Source organism: Sphingopyxis sp. RIFCSPHIGHO2_12_FULL_65_19 (assembly GCF_001830555.1).
Taxonomy (GTDB): domain Bacteria; phylum Pseudomonadota; class Alphaproteobacteria; order Sphingomonadales; family Sphingomonadaceae; genus Sphingopyxis.
In genome coordinates, this window is sequence record NZ_MIAM01000002.1 from 1 (window position 1) to 19,781 (window position 19,781).

14 protein-coding genes and 1 riboswitch are annotated in these 19,781 nt (G+C 63.3%); of the genes, 10 read left to right on the forward strand and 4 right to left on the reverse strand.

The genetic code is table 11. From position 1 onward, the window contains the following. On the reverse strand, positions 1-1,084 hold a 1,084-nt coding region (locus A3E77_RS00235; protein WP_293642900.1), incomplete at its 3' end, for a TonB-dependent receptor. 246 nt (positions 1,085-1,330) lie between these two features. Between A3E77_RS00235 and bglX the strand changes: the two genes are divergently transcribed. Genes bglX through A3E77_RS00250 form a run of 3 tightly spaced genes read left to right on the forward strand, consistent with a single transcriptional unit; the run spans position 1,331 to position 6,519 of the window. After that, the gene (gene bglX, locus A3E77_RS00240; protein ID WP_293642901.1) at positions 1,331-3,649 is read left to right on the forward strand and encodes a beta-glucosidase BglX; all 2,319 of its coding nucleotides are present in this window, start codon (positions 1,331-1,333) and stop codon (positions 3,647-3,649) included. A gap of 10 nt (positions 3,650-3,659) precedes the next feature. Next, entirely contained in the window at positions 3,660-5,243 is a 1,584-nt protein-coding gene (locus A3E77_RS00245) for a sulfatase family protein (RefSeq protein WP_293642902.1), read from the forward strand. A gap of 37 nt (positions 5,244-5,280) precedes the next feature. Further along, on the forward strand, positions 5,281-6,519 hold the full coding sequence (locus A3E77_RS00250; RefSeq protein WP_293642903.1) for an MFS transporter: 1,239 nt from the start codon (positions 5,281-5,283) through the stop codon (positions 6,517-6,519). Here A3E77_RS00250 and A3E77_RS00255 read toward each other — a convergent pair. From A3E77_RS00255 to A3E77_RS00265, 3 genes are all read right to left on the reverse strand, one after another. After that, the gene (locus tag A3E77_RS00255) at positions 6,516-7,469 is read right to left on the reverse strand and encodes a winged helix-turn-helix transcriptional regulator (RefSeq protein ID WP_293642904.1); all 954 of its coding nucleotides are present in this window, start codon (positions 7,467-7,469) and stop codon (positions 6,516-6,518) included. The genes A3E77_RS00250 and A3E77_RS00255 overlap by 4 nt on opposite strands. A gap of 85 nt (positions 7,470-7,554) precedes the next feature. Further along, positions 7,555-8,703: a TonB-dependent receptor gene (locus A3E77_RS00260; protein WP_293642905.1), complete on the reverse strand. Its 1,149-nt coding sequence runs from the start codon at positions 8,701-8,703 to the stop codon at positions 7,555-7,557. Continuing rightward, complete coding sequence (locus A3E77_RS00265; protein WP_293642906.1) at positions 8,610-9,848, reverse strand: TonB-dependent receptor; 1,239 nt, start codon at positions 9,846-9,848, stop codon at positions 8,610-8,612. The genes A3E77_RS00260 and A3E77_RS00265 overlap by 94 nt, the downstream gene beginning before the upstream one ends. Before the next feature lie 146 nt (positions 9,849-9,994). On the opposite strand from A3E77_RS00265, the gene A3E77_RS00270 reads away from it, so the two are divergent. From A3E77_RS00270 to cobO, 7 genes are all read left to right on the forward strand, one after another. Then, positions 9,995-10,933 (forward strand): NAD(P)H-dependent flavin oxidoreductase, encoded by a 939-nt coding sequence (locus A3E77_RS00270; protein ID WP_293642907.1) that lies wholly within the window; start codon positions 9,995-9,997, stop codon positions 10,931-10,933. Continuing rightward, a complete protein-coding gene (locus tag A3E77_RS00275; RefSeq protein ID WP_293642908.1) occupies positions 10,930-12,426 on the forward strand; it encodes a carotenoid oxygenase family protein in 1,497 nt (498 codons plus the stop codon). The genes A3E77_RS00270 and A3E77_RS00275 overlap by 4 nt, the downstream gene beginning before the upstream one ends. Before the next feature lies 1 nt (position 12,427). Continuing rightward, the gene (locus A3E77_RS00280; RefSeq protein ID WP_293642909.1) at positions 12,428-14,119 is read left to right on the forward strand and encodes a class I adenylate-forming enzyme family protein; all 1,692 of its coding nucleotides are present in this window, start codon (positions 12,428-12,430) and stop codon (positions 14,117-14,119) included. Between the two features lies 1 nt (position 14,120). After that, entirely contained in the window at positions 14,121-15,350 is a 1,230-nt protein-coding gene (locus tag A3E77_RS00285; RefSeq protein ID WP_293642910.1) for an acetyl-CoA acetyltransferase, read from the forward strand. Position 15,351: 1 nt separating this feature from the next. Then, complete coding sequence (locus tag A3E77_RS00290; RefSeq protein ID WP_293642911.1) at positions 15,352-16,545, forward strand: thiolase family protein; 1,194 nt, start codon at positions 15,352-15,354, stop codon at positions 16,543-16,545. A gap of 258 nt (positions 16,546-16,803) precedes the next feature. Beyond that, a riboswitch (cobalamin riboswitch) is annotated at positions 16,804-17,021 on the forward strand. Between the two features lie 177 nt (positions 17,022-17,198). Further along, positions 17,199-19,043 (forward strand): TonB-dependent receptor plug domain-containing protein, encoded by a 1,845-nt coding sequence (locus A3E77_RS00295; RefSeq protein ID WP_293642912.1) that lies wholly within the window; start codon positions 17,199-17,201, stop codon positions 19,041-19,043. Next, a complete protein-coding gene (gene cobO / locus A3E77_RS00300; protein ID WP_293642913.1) occupies positions 19,043-19,651 on the forward strand; it encodes a cob(I)yrinic acid a,c-diamide adenosyltransferase in 609 nt (202 codons plus the stop codon). The genes A3E77_RS00295 and cobO overlap by 1 nt, the downstream gene beginning before the upstream one ends. Positions 19,652-19,781: the final 130 nt, after the last annotated feature.

The window sequence follows — 19,781 nt, forward strand, 5'->3', positions numbered from 1 at the left end:
CCTCGTTGAAGGTCGCGTTCGTCGGTCCGAAGACCCCCTGATATTCCGAAGGGAAATAGGTGACCGGCAAGGAAAGTCCGGGCCGGATCTCGATCGGGTTTTCCTGACGCTTGCCTTCATAGGTCACGAAGAAATGCAGCATGTCCTTGATGATCGGACCGCCCAGCGCACCGCCAAACTGGAAATCCTTCGTCTTGACTTTGGACCCAGTCAGTTCGGACGGGATACGGTCGCGGAAGCTCTGATCGGTGTAGTCGACGAACGCTTCACCGTGAAACTCGTTCGTTCCCGACTTGGTCACCGCCGAAATCGCGACCGAACTGACCTGGTCGAATTCGGCCTTATAGTTGGACGAAATGACGCGATATTCGCCCACGGCAAGCTGCGGAAACGGGTTGCCCTGCGTCGAATCCTGCCCGGTGATGCCGTTCTTGAGCACATAGTCCTTTTGCCCGACACCATCGATGAAGATATTGACGCTGCGGCTGTCCTGCGCCCCACCCTGGAGGCGCGACTGTCCATTGCCGCCGGTGACGAACTGGACGCCGGGCGCAAGGTCGGCAAAGGCCAGGAAGTTGCGGTTGTTCTGCGGCAACACCTCGATCTGACGCTGCGAGATGTTGGTGCCAACTTCGCCGCCCTCCATCGAGCGGATGCGGCTGCCCGTGACGATGATCGCGCCGTCATCGGCCGCCGCGATGTCGGGCTGCGAAAAGTCGAAATCCAGAACCGCGCTCTGGCCCACCGACAGGGTAAACTCGTCGGTACGGCGAACACCGCCGGGGGTCGTCAGTTCGAGGCGATAGGTGCCAACGGGAAGCGATGCGATATTGTAGCTGCCACTCTCACCCACCGTGGCGGTACGCGTCAGGCCGGTGTTCACGTTGATCGCGGTAACCTGCGACACGCCGCCTTCAGCTTTCACAGTGCCGCGCAGCGAGGCGCCGCCGACCTGCGCGTGGGCAGGTGTCGCGACTGCGACCGCAAGCGCTGCGCCTGCGCTGCTCCATGCCAGCGCCGCTGCAAGCGTACGAGCACGCGACCGGCGCGCGGAAACGATCTGAATTTCATGCGAAAACTTCACGGCATCCTCCCTTTTTGGCCCCGACACTCCCTGCGTTCGCCTCATGCGCTGGCCGACCTTGCCTCCGGTGCAGCGACGAATCGCAAGAAATTGCGTCGTTGTTTTTTTGATTTGTAACCGGTTTCACGATGACTGTATAGGGGGAAGCGACACGCAAGGATGCAATCGGGGACCAGCCGGTATTCGGCCGATTTCGGCCGATCCTTGGGATAATGTATAAGCAAATCCGATTGGGAAGGACGAATCATGCCGCCGATGACGCGCAACCTGACATGCCTGACGCTGGCCGCCTTCATGGTGGTCGCGCCGCTTGCCCCCGCACCGCTGCTCGCCAAACCTGCGACCAGCACCAGCCCGAAAGCCCCGGTCGATTCGACCGGCTGGATGCGCGCCGATCCCAAAATGGATCGCTTCGTCGCCGACCTGATGGCGAAGATGACGCTCGACGAAAAGGTCGGCCAGCTGAACCTGTTAACCAGCAACTGGGAATCGACCGGCCCGACGATGCGCGACAGTTACAAGGAAGATGTCCGCGCGGGCCGCGTCGGCGCCATCTTCAATGCCTATACCGCCAAATATACGCGCGAACTGCAGGCGCTCGCGGTCGAGGGGACGCGGCTGAAAATCCCGCTGATCTTTGGCTATGACGTCATCCACGGCCATCGCACCATTTTTCCGATCTCGCTGGGCGAGGCTGCGAGCTGGGATATGCAAGCCATTGAAAAATCTGCGCGAGTCTCCGCAATCGAAGCCTCGGCGGAGGGCATTCACTGGACCTTTTCGCCGATGGTGGACATCGCGCGCGATGCGCGCTGGGGGCGCGTTTCCGAAGGTGCAGGCGAAGATGTCTATCTCGGCAGCCTGATCGCCAAGGCGCGCGTCCGCGGATATCAGGGTGACGACCTGTCGCGCCCCGACACGATCCTGGCGACCGCCAAGCATTTTGCCGCCTATGGCGCGGCGCAGGCCGGGCGCGATTATCACACGGTGGACATTTCGGAACGGACACTGCGCGACGTCTATCTGCCGCCATTCAAGGCGGCGGCCGATGCGGGTGCCGCCACCTTTATGACGTCGTTCAACGAAGTCGATGGCGTGCCCGCGTCGGGCAATCACTATCTGCTGACCGACGTTCTGCGCGACAAATGGGGGTTCAAGGGATTTGTCGTAACCGATTACACGTCGATCAACGAAATGGTCCCGCACGGCTATTCCAAGGATCTGAAACAGGCCGGAGAGCAGGCTATCAATGCCGGTGTCGACATGGACATGCAAGGCGCGGTCTATATGGAAAATCTCGCCAAATCGGTCACCGAGGGCAAGGTCGATGTCCAGCGCGTCGATGCCGCGGTCAAGGCGATCCTCGAGATGAAATATCGGCTCGGCCTGTTCGATGACCCGTATCGTTATGCCGATACGGCGCGCGAAAAGGCGACGCTCTACAAACCCGAATTCCTCGAAGCTGCACGCGACGTCGCGCGCAAGTCGATCGTGCTCCTGAAGAACAAGGACAACGCCCTCCCCCTCGCCGCCTCCGCAAAATCGATCGCGGTGATCGGCCCGCTCGGCAACAGCAAGGAGGACATGATCGGCAGCTGGTCGGCGGCAGGCGACCGCAAGACGCGGCCGGTGACCTTACTCGAAGGATTGCAGGCGCGCGCGCCGAAGGGGACGAGCGTCGCCTTTGCAAAGGGTGCCAGCTATGATTTCGCGGCCGAGGGCAAAACCGACGGTTTTGCCGAGGCGATCGCGCTGGCCCAGAAATCGGACGTCATCATCGCCGCGGTCGGCGAACATTGGAACATGACCGGGGAGGCCGCGAGCCGCACATCGCTCGACCTGCCCGGCAACCAGCAGGCGCTGCTTGAGGAGCTCAAGAAGACCGGCAAGCCGATCATCGTCGTGCTGATGAGCGGGCGGCCGAACAGCATCGGCTGGGCCGACGCCCACGCCGATGCCATCCTGGAGGCCTGGTATCCGGGCACGATGGGCGGCCACGCGATCGCCGATGTCCTGTACGGCGATTACAACCCGTCGGCCAAATTGCCCGTCACCTTTCCGCGCAACGTCGGGCAGGTGCCGATCCACTATGACATGAAGAACACTGGCCGGCCGATCGAGCTCGGGGCGCCGGGCGCGAAATATGTCTCACGCTATCTCGATACGCCAAACACCCCGCTCTACCCCTTCGGCTATGGGCTCAGCTATACCAGCTTCACCTATTCGCCGGTGACGATTGACAAGACGAAGCTGCGTCGCGGCGAAAAGCTGACCGCGAGCGTCACCGTAACCAACAGCGGCGCGCGCGACGGCGAGGAGGTGGTGCAGCTCTATGTCCGCGATCTGGTTGGGTCGGTGACCCGCCCTGTGAAGGAATTGAAGGGCTTCGAGAAAGTGATGCTCAAAAAGGGTGAGAAACGCACGATCCGCTTCACGCTCACCGACGCCGACCTGGCCTTCACGCGCCAGGACATGAGTTGGGGCAGCGAACCCGGCCAGTTCAAACTGTGGGTCGGGCCGTCGTCGGCCGAAGGGTCGGAGGCGAATTTCGAGCTGACCGAATAGGAGCGCGGCGATGCCTCAAAAGCTGATTGGAGCCCTCGGCCTTGTGTCGATGGTCGCCGCCTTGCCCGCACCGGCGCGCGAGGCGTCGGCGGCGCATGAGAAACGGCCGAACATCGTCTACATCATGTCCGACGATCACGCCTATCAGGCGATTTCGGCCTATGGATCGGCGGTCTCGAAACTCGCACCGACCCCGAATATCGACCGGATCGCGCGAAACGGCGCGATCTTTACCAACAGCTTCGTGGGCAATTCGCTCTGCGGGCCCAGCCGGGCGACATTGCTCACCGGCCGCCAAAGCCATGCCCACGGCTTTACCCAGAACGGCCAAAGGTTCGACAATAATGTCTGGGTTTGGCCGCGCGCGCTGGGGCAAGCAGGCTATGCGACCGCCATGTTCGGGAAATGGCACATCAACCATTCGCCCGCGGGCATCGGTTTCGACGACTGGAAAGTGCTCGACGACCAGGGCGAATATTATAATCCCGACATCATCACGCCCAAGGGGCGTCGCGTTGTCGAAGGTTATGCCACGGACCTGATCACCCAATACAGCCTCGACTGGTTGAAGAACGGCCGCGACAAATCGAAACCCTTTGCCATCCTGATCCATCACAAGGCGCCGCACCGCAATTTCATGCCTGCGCTGCGCCATGTGCAGAAATATCAGGGGACAAGCTTCCCGGTGCCCGCCAATTATTTCGATGATTATGCCGGGCGGCAGGCGGCGGCGGCGCAGGAAATGAACATCTATCGCGACATGTATGAAGGGCACGACCTCAAGATGACGGTCGCGGCGGGATCATCGCAGCTTCGCTACAACCGCTGGCCGGGCGCGTTCGATCGGATGACCCAGAAGCAACAGGCCGAGTGGGACGCGCTGATGCAGGCCGACAATGACCGGATGAACAACGCAAAGCTTGCTGGCGAAGGCATGGCACGCTGGAAATATCAGCGGTATATGCAACAATATCTCGGCACGATCGCCGCGGTCGACGAGGGCGTAGGGGCCGTGCTCGACTATCTGGAAGACAGCGGCCTCGATCGCAACACGATCGTCGTCTACACCTCGGACCAAGGCTTTTACCTGGGCGAACATGGGTGGTTCGACAAGCGGTTCATCTATGAAGAATCGATGCGGACGCCCTTCCTGATCCAGTATCCAGGCCACATCCGCGCTGGCACGCGCGTGGCGGCATCGATCCAGAATATCGACTATGCCCCCACCTTTCTCGACTTCGCTGGCGTGCAGGGCCCGGACACGGTTCAGGGGCGGTCGATGCGCCCGCTGTTCGCCACCCGCCCGCCCGCCGACTGGCGCAAGCATGTCTATTACCATTATTATGAATATCCCGGCTTTCATGCCGTGCGCGCGCATTATGGCGTGCGCGGCGACCGCTATAAGCTCGTCCGCTTTTACGGCGCCGATATCGACACGTGGGAATTTTACGACCTGAAGACCGACCCGGCAGAAATGCGCAACCGCATCGACGATCCTGCGATGGCGGGGCCAATTCAGGCGATGAAGCAAAAGCTCGTCGAACTCCGCCGCCAATATCAGGACGATAGCGGCCCGCCCATCACGGCGCCATGACTTGCCGCAGCGCGCCGACAGGGTTACGCGCAGACAGGTGAGTCCCGACCCGCCCGCCCCGCCCTCCGCGCTCGCGCCGTTCCGCTACCCGGCGTTTCGCGCGATCTGGATCGCGAACCTGGCGTCGAACATGGGGTCGATGATCCAGTCGGTCGCGGCGGCGTGGCTGATGACGGAACTGACGAATTCGCACCTGTTGATCGCGCTGGTCCAGGCGGGGGCAACGATCCCGATCCTGCTGCTGGGGATTTTTGCAGGGGCGATCGCCGACAATTTCGATCGGCGGCGCGTCATGCTGGCAGCGCAAACCGGGATGCTGCTGGTTTCGGCGGCGCTGACGTTGACGACCTGGCTCGACGCGATCACGCCACTGTCGCTGCTGTTCTTCACCCTTGCCGTCGGATGCGGCACCGCACTAAACGGCCCGGCGTGGCAGGCGTCGGTGCGGCTGCAAGTCGGCCCACGCGACCTGCCGCAGGCGATTGCGCTCAACACCATCGCCTATAATCTGGCACGCAGCGTCGGCCCTGCACTCGGCGGACTGCTGATATCCATCGTCGGCACCGCGGCCGCCTTTGGCCTCAATGCGATCAGCTATATCGTGCTCATTATCGTGTTGCTGCGCTGGCATCCCGAAACCACGCCGAGGCGTCGGACGTCGATGCTGACCGCGATCGCGGCGGGTATCCGTTTCTGCGCGCAATCGGACCCGGTGCGCCGCGTCCTGACCCGCGGCTTTGCCTTCGGTTTCGGCGCCGCGGGGTTTCAGGCACTGTTGCCATCGCTGGTCCGCGACCGCTTGCACGGAACCGAGATCATCTATGGGCTGTGCCTGGCCGCCTTTGGCGCAGGGTCGATTTTCGGCGCCTTGTGCGTCGGCGCGGCGCGGCACCGCTGGGGCAGCGACAGGGTGGTCACCGGCGCCTCGCTGATCTTTGCCGCCGCGATGCTGCCCGTCGCGCTGACCGCAAGCCTGGCGTCGCTGATCGTGGCGGCCTTTGTCGCCGGGGCTGCGTGGGTGTCGATGCTGACGACGCTCAACGTCGCGATGCAACTCCGCTCGCCCGAGGAGATTCTGGGCCGATGCCTGTCGATCTATCAGGCTGTGACCTTCGGCGCGATGGCGCTCGGCGCCTATGCGCTTGGCCTGATCGCCGACCTGTCGTCGCTGCCGACAGCGATTATCGTCTCTATCGTCTGGCTTGTGCTGACGGCGCTGATCCTGCGCTTCGTCGCGCCGATGCCGCGGCGCGATGAAGGCAGGCTGCTGCCCTAAATGCGCGGGTAATCCGCCCCCCCGACTGTCTCGATCGCAAAGCCGCTGTTCGACAGTTGCAGTTCGTCGCTGCAATGGCTGCACGCCGCGACCATGTGCAGATCATGGCCGCACGGGCGGTGGGTGAGCAGCAAGGGCGGGCCGCGTTCGTCGGCGAACCAGCGATCGCCCCATTGCAATAGCGCTAGCAGCACGGGATAAAGGTCGCGCCCCTTGGCGGTCAGGCGATACTCCACGCGATCCGAATGCGACGAATAGGGGACCGTCTTCAAAATCCCCTGCCGCACGAGCCGTTCGAGCCGTCCGGTCAGGATGTTGGTCGCCATCAGCGTGTCGCGCTGAATGTCGTCGAAACGGTTGATTCGGGTGAACATGGCGCGAACGACGAGCGTCGCCCAGCGGTCGCCAAACAATTCGATCATCGTGTCAACGAGCGGCCGACCGCCCGGGCGCCGCCCGCCGACGTCGCCGTTGAAGCGGCGGCGTTCGTAATGCGGGACGACCTGCGCCAGCCCCGGCCCTTCGCGCCAGTCGACGTCGCGCGGGTCGATTTCCGCGTGACAATGGCGGCACGCCGGCACCGGCTCGGTCGCGTGGCCGCACGCCCTGTGGTGAAGCTGCACCCGGAAATCGCGGCTGCCCGATTCCCACTTGTGCTGCCAACGCAGCATCATCAGCGCGTTGGGGAACTGATCGCGGCCCTTTTGGGTCAGGACATAGTGAAAGCCCCGCCCGCCCTTTTTGGGCACTTTGGCAAGGCATTCCTCGTCGACCAGCTTCTTCAGGCGGCCGTTCACGACAGAGCGGGCAAGTCCGGTCCGCACGACAAATTCGTCGAAGCTGTGCGTGCCGAGGAATGCCTGTTCCATCAACAGCAGCACGGGAACGTCGCCGACCACATCGAGCGCGCGCCAGATCGAACAGGCCCTGATCGTGCGGTCGTGTTTCAAACGCTTCCCTAACCAAGATCATCATCCCGGCAGGTGCCGGGACGACGTCTCTAAAACAAGGCGGGCCTGAATTGAAACAGCATCGTCAGAAACGCCCGGTCAGTTGCACCGCAATCGTCCGCGGCCGGTCGACGATGCCGTTATAGGCATTGCCCGCATTGCGTGTGATCGTCGTCGCCAGCGGCATCGAACTTGCGGTTTGCAGGATGCGCTGGTTCGTCAAGTTGCGGCCGATCAGTGCCACTTCCCAGCGATCGTCGACCTCAGCCAGCGCCAGTCGCGCGCCGAGCTTCACATAGCCGTCCTGGTGCGTACGCGGATCAAGGTTCGCCGCCGCAATATAGGACGAGGAAAAGTCCGCATTGACGTTGAACGCGACCTTCACCCCGGCGGTCACCGGCGTCGTATAGTCGACGTTGAGATTCCCCGACCATTTGGGGCTGAGCGCATTGCGCTTGCCCGAATAATCACAAAAGCCGTTCGCGCCAGGCACTTGCAGATAATAGCATTGGCCGTCCGTGAAGTTGGTGAATTTGAAGTCGAGATAGGCGATTGCGCCGCTGACCGTCAGCCCGTCCGCAAGTGCGGCGCGGAAATCGGCCTCGACCCCCTGGGTGCGCGCCTCGGCGGCGTTGCGAACGTTAAAATTCAGCGTGCCGTCAAAGATGTTGACCTGAAGATCCTGGTAATCGGTGCGGTAGAGCGAGAGGTTGAGCGCAACGTTCCGCCCCTTGTATTTCAGCCCTGCCTCGAAATTGTCGGCGCTTTCGTCCTCAAATTCAAAGGCGCCGGGTTTGGCTACGGTGGTTGAGGTGGGCAGCGAGTTGGAGCGAATGTCGAAGCCGCCCGCCTTTGTCCCCTTGGCATAAGAGGCATAGAGCATCAGATCGTCGGTCACGTCATACTGGACGTTGACCATCGGGTTGAAGCTGTCCTCGCTGATCTTGCCCGAAATGCTGTGCGATTCGATGTTGAGCGCGCGGAACACCGCCGCGACGACCGCCGCCGGAGCGGTGCTGAGCGGCCCCTGCACCACAGCGAGCGTCCGGCTGCCGCTCTTTTTCTCATGGTTAAAACGCGCGCCCGCGGTTATACGCAGCCGGTCGGTGACCGAAAATTCGCCCTGCGCAAATCCCGAGATTAGGTCGGATTTCTGCGCATAATCGCGGTCGTTGCGCGTGTCGCCGAGCGCGTTGAACGGCGCGCCAAGCGCGAGGAAGGTTGGATTGAACAATCCTGCACGTCAAGCTTCGCATGCTGGTAATAGACGCCCGCGATATAGTTGAATGTCTCGCCCCCCGGCGAAGCCAGGCGGAGTTCTTGCGAAAACTGGCGGTAATCCTCGCGCAAATTGGTGCCGTCGAGGAAACTGATGCCCGAAAAATCGACATCGACGATCTCGCGCGTCTTGTAATCGAGCAGCGAACTGACCGACGTCAGCGTGTGATCACCCAGTTCAAGATCGGCGTTAAGCGTTGCGCCGAACACCTTGTTTCTGCTTTCATATCCATTATCCTCGCGGACATAATCGGGGTCGGTGCTGACAAAAAATGGGCCCTGGAAGACCGTGTTATAATTGCCGACGGCACCGAACACGTCGCGTGGCTGCCCCTTCATTTCAAAATCGGCATATTCCAGTTTCAACTCGGCCGCGAAGGGGCCGCCCCTGTCGAACTCCAGCTTGCCGCGGAAATAATATTCGTCGACGTTGGGTTCGTCGCGGTCGAGCTTCTGGTTATAGAAATAACCGTCCATCGAGCGGTGATAACCGACCACCCGCGCCTCGACCCCGTCGCTTAAGGGCCCCGACACGACGCCGGTCAGCTGGAATTCCTTATGGTTGAATTCATAGAGGCCGCTGACCGACCCTTCAAACTCGTCGGTCGGGCTGCGGGTCGTGATGTTGACTGCACCCGCAATCGCATTTTTGCCAAACAGCGTGGGCTGCGGCCCGCGCAGCACTTCGACGCGCTCCATGTCGATCAGCGGCAGGCGAGAAAGCTGGTCGCGGCCGTAATAAACGCCGTCGACGAACATCGCGACGGATTGCTCGAAACCCTTGTTGTCGCCCGACGCGATGCCGCGGATCGCTATGCGGTTGGCAATCGCGGTCTGGGTGATTTTCAAGTTCGGGACCGACGACGAAATCTGTTCGAGGTTGGTCTGACCGTAACTTTCGACCTGCTTGCCACTGACGGCCGAGATCGAGATCGGTACGTCCGAGAGGCCTTCGGCGCGCTTTTGCGCGGTGACGATAATTTCCTCCAGCCCGCCCTGATCGTCCGTCGATTCGGGTGCAGCCGGCGCGTTTTGCGCAAGGGCGGCGGCAGGCGCGGCAAGCGCCGATGCAGCGAGCAGCGCAACGAAAGGCTTCTTCATAATGTCTCTCCCTCCCACCATCGTCGGGTTGGCCCCGCGATGTTTTTCTGGCCTTGCGACTCTTATCGTCTTTAAGTATCGTTATGCAAGTCAGATAATTTGAGAGAGGATGAAGCGTGCCAAAACACGGCCTTCCATCGGCGTTGATGCGCAATCTGCGACTGCCCGCAATTGCCGCGCCGATGTTCCTTGTCTCGGGCCCCGACATGGTGATCGCCGCATCGCGCGCTGGTGTGATCGGCAGCTTCCCTGCCCCCAATGCGCGCACGTCGGCCGATCTTGAAGACTGGGTCAGCCGCATCGACGCGGCGCTGTCCAATGACCCCGATGCCGCCGCCTGGGCGGTCAATCTGGTTGTGCATCCGTCGAACAGCCGCCTGCCCGAAGACCTAGCCTGCGTCGTGCGCCACCGGGTGCCGCTCGTCATCACCGCACTCGGTAGCCCCGCGCGCGTGGTCGAGGATATCCACAGCTATGGCGGTCTGGTCTTTGCCGACGTCAACTCGGTCGGCTTCGCGCGCAAGGCGGCTGCGGCGGGAGTCGATGGGCTCGTGCTCGTCGCAGCGGGCGCGGGTGGGCACACCGGCGCGACCGCGGGCTTCGCGTTCGTCGAGGAAGTGCGGCGGTTCTGGGACGGGCCGCTGGTGCTCGGCGGCGCGATCTCGACGGGCCATGCGGTGCGCGCGGCGGAGATATTGGGCGCCGACCTCGCCTATCTCGGCACCTCGCTGATCGCGTGCGCCGAAAGCATGGCAGTGCAGCCTTACAAGGACATGGTCGTTGCCGCGGGCGCCGAGGATATCGTGCCTTCAAAGGGCATCACGGGCGTCACCGCCAACTGGCTGAAACCCAGCCTGATCGCCGCCGGATATGACCCGGCGAACATGCCAGAGGACAAACGCCCGAACTTCGCGGACGCACAGGACGATGCCAAGGCGTGGAAAAATGTCTGGTCCGCCGGACAGGGCGTCGGCGCGGTCCGCGCGGTCGAACCCGTCGCGACCATCGTCGACCGCCTTGTGAAAGAATATGATGTCGCCGCCGCAAGGCCGCGCTTTGCTGCTGCCGAAGGAGCCCTCGCATGACCGCCCAGCTTGTCGATACGATCAAAACGACGATCCAGCCGAACGACCATCCCTATATGAAAGACGCCTGGCGTCCGACTTATAACGAATGGAACGCGATCTTCGCCAATGGCGATGCCGAGGTGATCGGCAATATCCCTACCGATATCGACGGGGTTTATGTCCGGACCGGCGAGAACCAGATCCACGAGCCGATCGGGCGCTATCACCCCTTCGACGGCGACGGCTTCATCCACGCCATCTCGTTCAAGGATGGCCGCGCAGGCTATCGCAGCCGCTTCGTGCGGACCAAGGGCTTCGAGGCGGAGAAGGAAGCGGGGCGCTCGCTGTGGGCGGGACTGATGGAGCCCCCGCACAAATCGACCCGCCACGGCTGGGGCGCGCAGGAGTGGCTCAAGGATAGCAGCTCGACAGACGTCGCGATCCACGCGGGCAAGATCATCTCGACCTTCTACCAGTGCGGCGAGGCCTATCGCCTCGACCCGTTCACGCTTGAACAGTATGGCACCGAAAGCTGGGTCCCGCTCGACGGCATTTCGGCGCATTGCAAGGTCGATCTCGCGACCGGAGAATTGATGTTTTTCAATTACTCGAAGCACGCACCTTATATGCATTATGGCGTCGTCGGGCCGGACAACAGGCTGAAGCATTATATCCCGGTGCCGCTGCCCGGACCGCGCCTGCCGCACGACATGGCGTTCACCGAAAACTATACGATCCTCAACGACATGCCGCTCTATTGGAACGAGGAACTGCTCGAAAAGCGGCTGCATGTCGTTCAGTTTCACCCCGACCAGAAAACGCGCTTTGCGATCATGCCGCGGCACGGCCAGCCCGAAGACATCCGCTGGTTCGAGGCCGAGCCGACCTACACGCTCCACTGGCTGAACGCATGGGAGGAAGGCGACGAGATCATTCTCGACGGCTATTATCAAGAAGAGCCGATGCCCAAATCCTATCCGAATGCGCCCGAGGGACTCGAACGGATGATGGCCTATCTCGATCAAGGGCTGCTAAAGCCGCGGCTCCACCGCTGGCGCTTTAATCTGAAAACGGGCGAAACGAAGGAAGAGCGGCTCGACGACCGCGACCTCGAATTCGGCATGTTCAACCACCGCTATGCGGGAAAGCCCTATCGCTATGCCTATAGCGCGATCCCCGAGCCGGGCTGGTTCCTGTTCCGCGGGTTGGTCAAACATGACCTCAATGCGCGGACGAGCGAGGAATATGAGTTCGGCCCCGGCCGGTTCGGCAGCGAGGCACCGTTCGCGCCGCGGATCAACGCGAAGGACGAGGATGACGGCTATCTCGTCTCCTTCATCGCCGACCTCGAAACCGACAAATCCGAATGCGTGCTGATCGACGCCAAGAATATCGCGGCAGGCCCAGTGTGCCGGATCATCCTGCCCGAACGCATCTGTTCGGGAACGCATAGCGTCTGGGCGAGCGGCGACGATATCGGCATGGGCGAAAACAGCGTGCTGGCGGCCTGAGATGATCGTCGCGGGAGAGGAAAAAAGGCGGCAATATCGGGAGAGCGGATGGTGGGGCGACCAAACCTTCGCCGACCTGTTCGCGGCCAATGCGGCGGCGCACCCTGATCGGCTGGCGCTCGTCGACGCGCCGAACCGCAGCGATTTCGCGTTCGGTGAACCGCAGCGGCTGACCTACGCCAAATTGGTGGGCGAGATCGACCGGCTCGCGGGTGCGCTCGTCAAGGCGGGGATCGGCAAGGACGACGTGCTGCTGGTCCAGCTTCCCAACATCAGCGAGTTCGTTGCGCTCTATTTCGCGGCGGCCAAGATCGGCGCGATCGTCAGCCCCGCGGCGGTGCAATATCGCAGCCATGAACTGAAAGGCATGATCCGCGTCGTTGAGCCCAAAGCCTTTGTCTGCGCCACGCAGGTCAAGGGCTGCGACCATGTCGGCGTTGCAGCACCGTTGCTGGACGGCATCGCACTGATGACCTTTGGCCCCGATGCGCCTGAGAGTGCTCTCGACCTGTCGACTGCGGCGGGCGACCCGCAAGCCCTCGCCGCGCATGTCGCGGCAAACCCGGTCGACGCCGACGATATCTTCACCATCTGCTGGACCTCGGGCACCACCGGCGTGCCCAAGGGCGTGCCGCGCAGCCACAACCACTGGATCGCGGTTGCCGCCGCGGGTTATGAAGCGATGAAGGTTGGACCGGGCGACGTGCTGCTCAACCCCTTCCCGCTCATCAACATGGCGAGCATCGGCGGTATCACCATGTGCTGGCTGACCAGCGCGGGGACGATGGTGCTGCACCACCCCTTCGATCCGGGCATCTATCTCAAACAGGTCGCGGCCGAGCGGCCGAGCCTGACCATCGCGCCGCCCGCGGTGCTCAACATGCTGCTCCAGAACGAGGCTTTGCTCGCCTCTGTCGATGTCTCCAGCCTGCGCGTGATCGCCTCGGGCTCGGCGCCGCTCGCGCCCGCGATGGTGCGCGGCTTTCAGGAAAAGCTCGGCATCATCATCGTCAATGTTTTCGGGTCGAACGAGGGCATGAGCTTCATCACCGGCGAAGGCGACATGCCCGACCCCGACAAGCGCGCCAGCCTGTTCCCTCGGCGCGGTATGTATCCGCTTCCCTATGGCGAGGGCCGTGCGCCCAATATCGAAAGCCGCCTCGTCTCCCCCGATGGCGGTGACCCCATTGAGCACGATGGCGTCGCGGGCGAGCTCCAGATCCGCGGACCAACCGTGTTTGAGGGCTATCACAACGCGCCCGATCGCACCGCCGAAGCCTTTACCGACGACGGCTGGTTTCGCACCGGCGACCTGTTCGAGATCGCCGATGGCGGCGACTTCTATCGCTTTGTCGGGCGCTGCAAGGACCTGATCATCCGCGGCGGGGTGAATATTTCCCCGGAGGAGATTGACCAACTGCTCGGCGGACATCCGCTGCTCGCCGAAGCCTGCGTCTTCTCGCTACCCGACCCCACGATGGGCGAGCGGATCGGCCTCGCCTATGTCCCGCGCGGCGCCGACGATGTCAGCCTGTTCGACGTGACCGACTATCTCCGCGAAAAAGATCTCGCGGTGTTCAAGCTGCCCGAACGCCTGTTCCGCTTCGACGCCTTGCCGCGCAACGTCACGAACAAGGTGATGCGCAGCGAAGTGCGCGAACAGGCGCTCGCCACTCTCGAAAAGGAAGCCTGACATGGCGAAAGATGTCTTCATCCTCGGCGGCGCGCAGAGCGATTTCGCGCGCAACATGGAACGCGAGGGCGGCGGGCTGTTCGAGCTGTTTCGCGACGTTGCCGAAGCGGCGTTCGCCGCGACGGGGATCGAACCCGGGGAGGTCGAAACCGCGCACGTCGGCAATTTCGTCGGCGAATTGTTCGCGGGGCAAGGCCAACTCGGCGGCTTTTTCGGCCATGTCCACCCCGACCTCGCAGGCATCCCTGCGTCGCGGCATGAGGCCGCCTGCGCATCGGGCAGCATCGCGATCCTCGCCGCCGCGGCCGAGATCGAGGCCGAGCGCTACGGCCTCGCACTGGTGCTCGGCATCGAGCTGATGCGCAACGTCCCGGGCCAGCGTGCGGCCGAATATCTCGGAGCCGCCGCATGGGCGGGGCGTGAGGCGCAGGAAGCCCGCTACCTCTGGCCGTATATGTTCGCGCGCGTCGCCGAAGAATATGAGGAACGCTTCGGGCTCGACCGCGCGCATCTGCGCGGCATTTCGGCGAATAATTTCGCCAATGCGAAGCGCAATCCCAATTCGCAGACGCGCGGCTGGGCGGTGACCGACGACCATCTGGGCGAGAATGACGAGGTCAATCCGTTGATCGAGGGGAGCCTGCGCAAATCGGATTGCGGACAGGTTACTGATGGCGCCGCTGCGGTGTTTCTCGCGTCGCGCGAAGTTGCCGAACGTTACGCGCAGCGTCGGGGGATTTCGATTGACAGCATCCCGCGGATCAAGGGGTGGGGCCATGCCACCGCACCCCTCCTATATTCGACCAAGGTTGCCGACAGCCGCGGCCAAGATTTTGTTTTTCCAAGCGTTCGCAAAGCGATGATGGACGCGCTGCGCCGCGCCGAAATGCCCGATATTTACGCGTGTGACGGCGTCGAGGTGCATGATTGCTTCTCGATCACCGAATATATGGCGATCGACCATTTCGGGATCACCAAGCCCGGCGAAAGCTGGCGCGCGGTCGAGGACGGGACGATTGCCCTGGGCGGCAGGCTGCCCGTCAATCCGTCGGGCGGCCTGATCGGGCTGGGGCACCCCGTAGGTGCCACCGGGGTGCGGATGCTGCTCGACGGCTGGCGGCAGGTCACCGGAAATGCAGGCGATTATCAGGTCGAAGGCGCGCGCAACTTCGCAACCTTCAATGTGGGCGGCAGCGCGACGACGGCGGTCAGCTTCGTCGTCGGCACCTGATTTGCCGCACCCCGTCTATCTATACGACGCCGTGCGCACGCCGCGCGGCAAGGCACGCCCCGACGGCGGCCTCGCGGCGCTGAGCCCGCAAGAATTGGTCCGACAGCAGGCGGCGGCCCTCGCTGCCCGCTGCGGCGATCTGGCGGCGACGCCCGATGCCCTGCTCCTCGGCTGCGTTACGCAGAGCGGCACGCAGGGCGGGCATATTGCGCTGGTATCGAAGCTGCACGCTGCGCTCCCCGATGCGACCGCCGCGCACAGCATCAACAATTATTGCGCGTCGGGTCTCTCGGCGATCGGGCAAGCGGTCGCGAAGATCGCCAGCGGTGAGGCGACGCACATCTTGGCGGGCGGGGTCGAGTCGATGAGCAGCGCGCCGTTCCTCGACGACCGGGCGGGATTTTATACGAACGACGAATTGCCCCCGCGCGCACGCTTCATCCCGCCCGTTCTGGCCGCCGACCGCCTTGCCCATGCCGAAGGCATGACCCGCGCCGATCTCGATGCGGTCGCGCTCGCCTCGCAACAGAGGGCCGGCGCGACCGACACGGACCCCGCGCTCCAAAAGTCGCGCATCGCCACCGGCCCGTTGACCCGCGAGGAGTGCGTGCGGCCGCAAACGACCGCCGGAACGCTCGCCGCGGCGACGCCCGCTTTCGGGGAGTTGCAAACCCGATATGCCGACGCTCTTGGCGGCGCGACGTTCGAGCCGCTGCACAGCGTCGCCCATGCGCCGCCAATCTGTGACGGCGCGGGACTTGCACTGGTCGGCGGCAGCGGGCTTGGCCCCCCTCCCCGCGCGCGCGTGGTGGCCTATGCCGAGAGCGGCGGCGATCCCGCCGCATCGCTGACCGCCGGCTTCGCCGCAATGGACAGGGTGCTGGCGCGCGCCGGGCTGACGCTTCGCGACATCGACCGGATCGAGTTCATGGAGGCTTTTGCCGTGACCATCGCGAAATTCCTGGGCGACCGCGATGCCGATCCGGCGCGGGTCAACGTGTCGGGCGGCCATCTCGCCAAGGGGCATCCGATGGGCGCGAGCGGCGCGATCCTGACCTCGACGCTGCTCGATGCGCTCGATGCGTGCAGTGGGCGCTATGGCCTGGTCGTGTTGACCGGCGCGATGGGGGTCGGCGCGGCGATGGTGGTCGAGCGGATGGAAGGCGCAACGCTTGTTGCGATTCCAATCGTGTGAGTCCAAGTTTCCTCCCCATTGATGGGGGAGGCAGCGAGGCTTGCCAGCTTGCTGGCTTAGTCGCAGCGGTAGGGGTGCGCTCTCGGTCCGAAACCAGGGTGCAAGGACGCACCATCACTCCCATCCGACTCCGCCTAATCGCTTGGCGATAAGGCTGCGTATCCTTCCCCCATCAAGGGGGAAGGTCGAGCCGTTCCCGACAAATCCCCATTGCACCAGCGCCGCATTCCGCTATGGGCGCCCGGTGCGGGGCTGTCCCCGCATATGATCGCGCCGGTGCCCGAAAGGGCTTAATAGGGAACGCGGTGGGTGCGCGCGAAAGCGCATCGCAACCGAGGCTGTCCCTGCAACTGTAAGCGGCGAGCGAGATGCACCGTTCGGGCCCAAGGCCCGAACAGCCACTGGGGCAACCTGGGAAGGCGTGCATCGAGCCTTGACCCGCGAGCCAGGAGACCTGCCGGCGTGGGTCGCTCAATGCCATGGCCCAGGGAAAGGCCGCGGCACGGAGGATTCCGTCGAGCGACGACCAAGCGGTGGAGCCGCTTTGGTGCCGGGGTTGCAGGCTTTTACGCCCCTTGCGACGTCGGCATTGGTCGATCGCCCACGCGTTTCGACAGGTTCCACCTTCGTTGCTGGCGTGCGGGGGCCTTCCCATGTTGAAACTTACGACCCTATCCTTGACCCTGTTGACGGCGGCGACCCCCGCATTTGCGCAAAGTGACGACATGATCGTCGTTACCGCATCGGGCATCGAACAATCGCGCGACGAGGTCGGGCAGGCGATCACGATCATCGACGCCGACACGATTGCGACGCGCCAGTCGGTCGATATCGTCGACCTGCTCGCGACGACGCCCGGCGTCCGCTTTAGCCGCACTGGCAGCATGGGTTCGGCGGCGGGCATATCGCTGCGCGGCGCGGAAACGACGCAGACGCTGGTCCTGATCGACGGGGTCAAGGTCAATGATCCGAGCGGCATCGGCGACGGATATGATTTCGGCCATCTGCTGACCGGCAACATCAACCGCATCGAGGTGCTTCGCGGGTCGAACTCGGTTGTCCATGGCAGCCAGGCGATCGGCGGCGTGGTCAGCGTGATGACGGCCACCCCGGCCGAAGGTTTCGGTGCCGCCGCGTCGGCCGAATATGGTTACAGCGATACGATCAGCGCCAAGGCCGATGTGTCGGGCACCGCCGGGCGCATTTCGGGCGGGATCGGCGGGGCTTACTTTCGCACCGACGGCATTTCGTCGGCGGCGGTCGGCACCGAAAAGGACGGTTACAAGAATTTCGCGGGCAACGCGCGGCTGAAAGTCGCGTTCAGCGACGCGATAAGCCTCGACCTGCGCGGTTATTATATCAACGCCGACCTGGATTATGACAGCTTCTTCGGCGCCCCCGCCGACAGCGCCGACGTCGCCAAGCTCGATCAATATGTCGGCTATGCGGGCCTGAACCTGGGGCTGTTCGATGGCCGCTTCGCCAGCCGGGCGGCGGTGACGTGGATGCGCAACGAACGCGATTATTATTTCGTGCGCGGGACTGCGCCCGATTACGGCTATTCGGGCACCAATTTGCGCTTTGAATATCAGGGCGTGGTGACGCCCGCGGAGCAGGCAAAGCTGATTTTCGGTTACGAGCATGAGCGCCCTGATTATGATTTCTTCGGCTTCGGCTCGACCGACAGCCAGAAGGCCGACATCGACAGCGTCTATGCGCTGGGGATCGTCCAGCCGTTCGCCGGCCTGTCGGTAACCGGCGGGCTGCGCCACGACGATCACAGCCAGTTCGGCGGCGCGACGACATTCGGCGCGAACGCCAATTATTCACCCAATGCGGGCGCAACCAATGTCCGGCTGAGCTATGGCGAAGGGTTCAAGGCGCCGTCGCTCTATCAGCTTTACGACATGTTCAGCGGCAATGCGGCGCTGCGCCCCGAACGGTCGAAAAGCTATGACATCGGCATCGACCAGAGCCTTGCGGACGGGCGCGCGCTGGTCTCGCTGACCGCCTTCCTGCGCAACACCACCGACCAGATCAATTACGACAATGCGACCTTCACCTATGGCAATATCGACCGCACGCGCGCCAAGGGCGTAGAGGCAACGCTGGCGCTGAAGCCCGTCGATGCGCTGAACGTCTCCGCGTCCTATAGCTATATCGACGCGCGCGACCGGTCGGGGCGTCCGGCGTTCGACGGCAAGCGCCTGCCCCGCCGCGCCGAACAGGCCATCAGCCTGTCGGCCGATTTCGACTGGTCGTTCGGCCTGTCGACCGGCGCGACGATCACGATGGTCGGCGACAGTTTCGACGATGCGGCGAACGCCGTGCCGCTCGACGGCTATGCGCTCGCCGGGATCCGCGCATCCTTCCCCGTCGCACGAAATTTCGAGATTTATGGCCGCGTCGACAATCTGTTCGACGCCGATTACGCGACCGCGGCGGGCTATGGCACCTATGGCCGTGCGGCCTATGGCGGCGTGCGGGCGCGCTTCTGATGACGGCGCGCACCGACGCCGAACATGCGGCGAAGATGAAGAAGATCCAGGCGGCGCAAAACAAGAAGGTCGCCGCGAAGACCGTCGAAAAGGGCCTCGTCATCGTCCACACCGGCCCCGGCAAGGGCAAGACGTCCGCGGCACTGGGTATGGCGGTGCGCGCGATCGGGCACGGGATGAAGGTCGGCGTCGTGCAATTTGTGAAGGGCGCGATGGCGACCGGCGAAAAGGCCGTGTTCGACCGCTTCCCCGACCTGATCGAGTTCAAGCCGATGGGCGAAGGCTTTACCTGGGACACGCAGGACCGCAGCCGCGACATCGCGGTGGCGCGCACAGCGTGGGAGGAGGTCAAGCGGATGATCGCCGACCCAAGCTATGCGATGGTCATCGCCGACGAGCTCAACATCGTGCTGCGCTACGACTATCTGCCGGTGGTTGAAGTGCTCGACGCGATCGACGGCAAGCCGCATATGACGCATGTCATCATCACCGGCCGCAACGCCCCGCAAGTGCTGATCGACGCCGCGGATCTCGTGACCGAAATGGCGCAGGTGAAACATCCCTTCCGCGAGCAGAATGTGAAGGCGCAGCGGGGAGTTGAGTTCTAAGCCATGGCGAATTTGAGTAGCCTGCCTCCCTTGCGTTCCCCCGCGAAGGCGGGGGCCCGTCGCCCGGCGCATGGCCGTTTCGCGGGCGGTGCTGGAGACGATGGGGCGGGAGATGGGCCCCCGCCTTCGC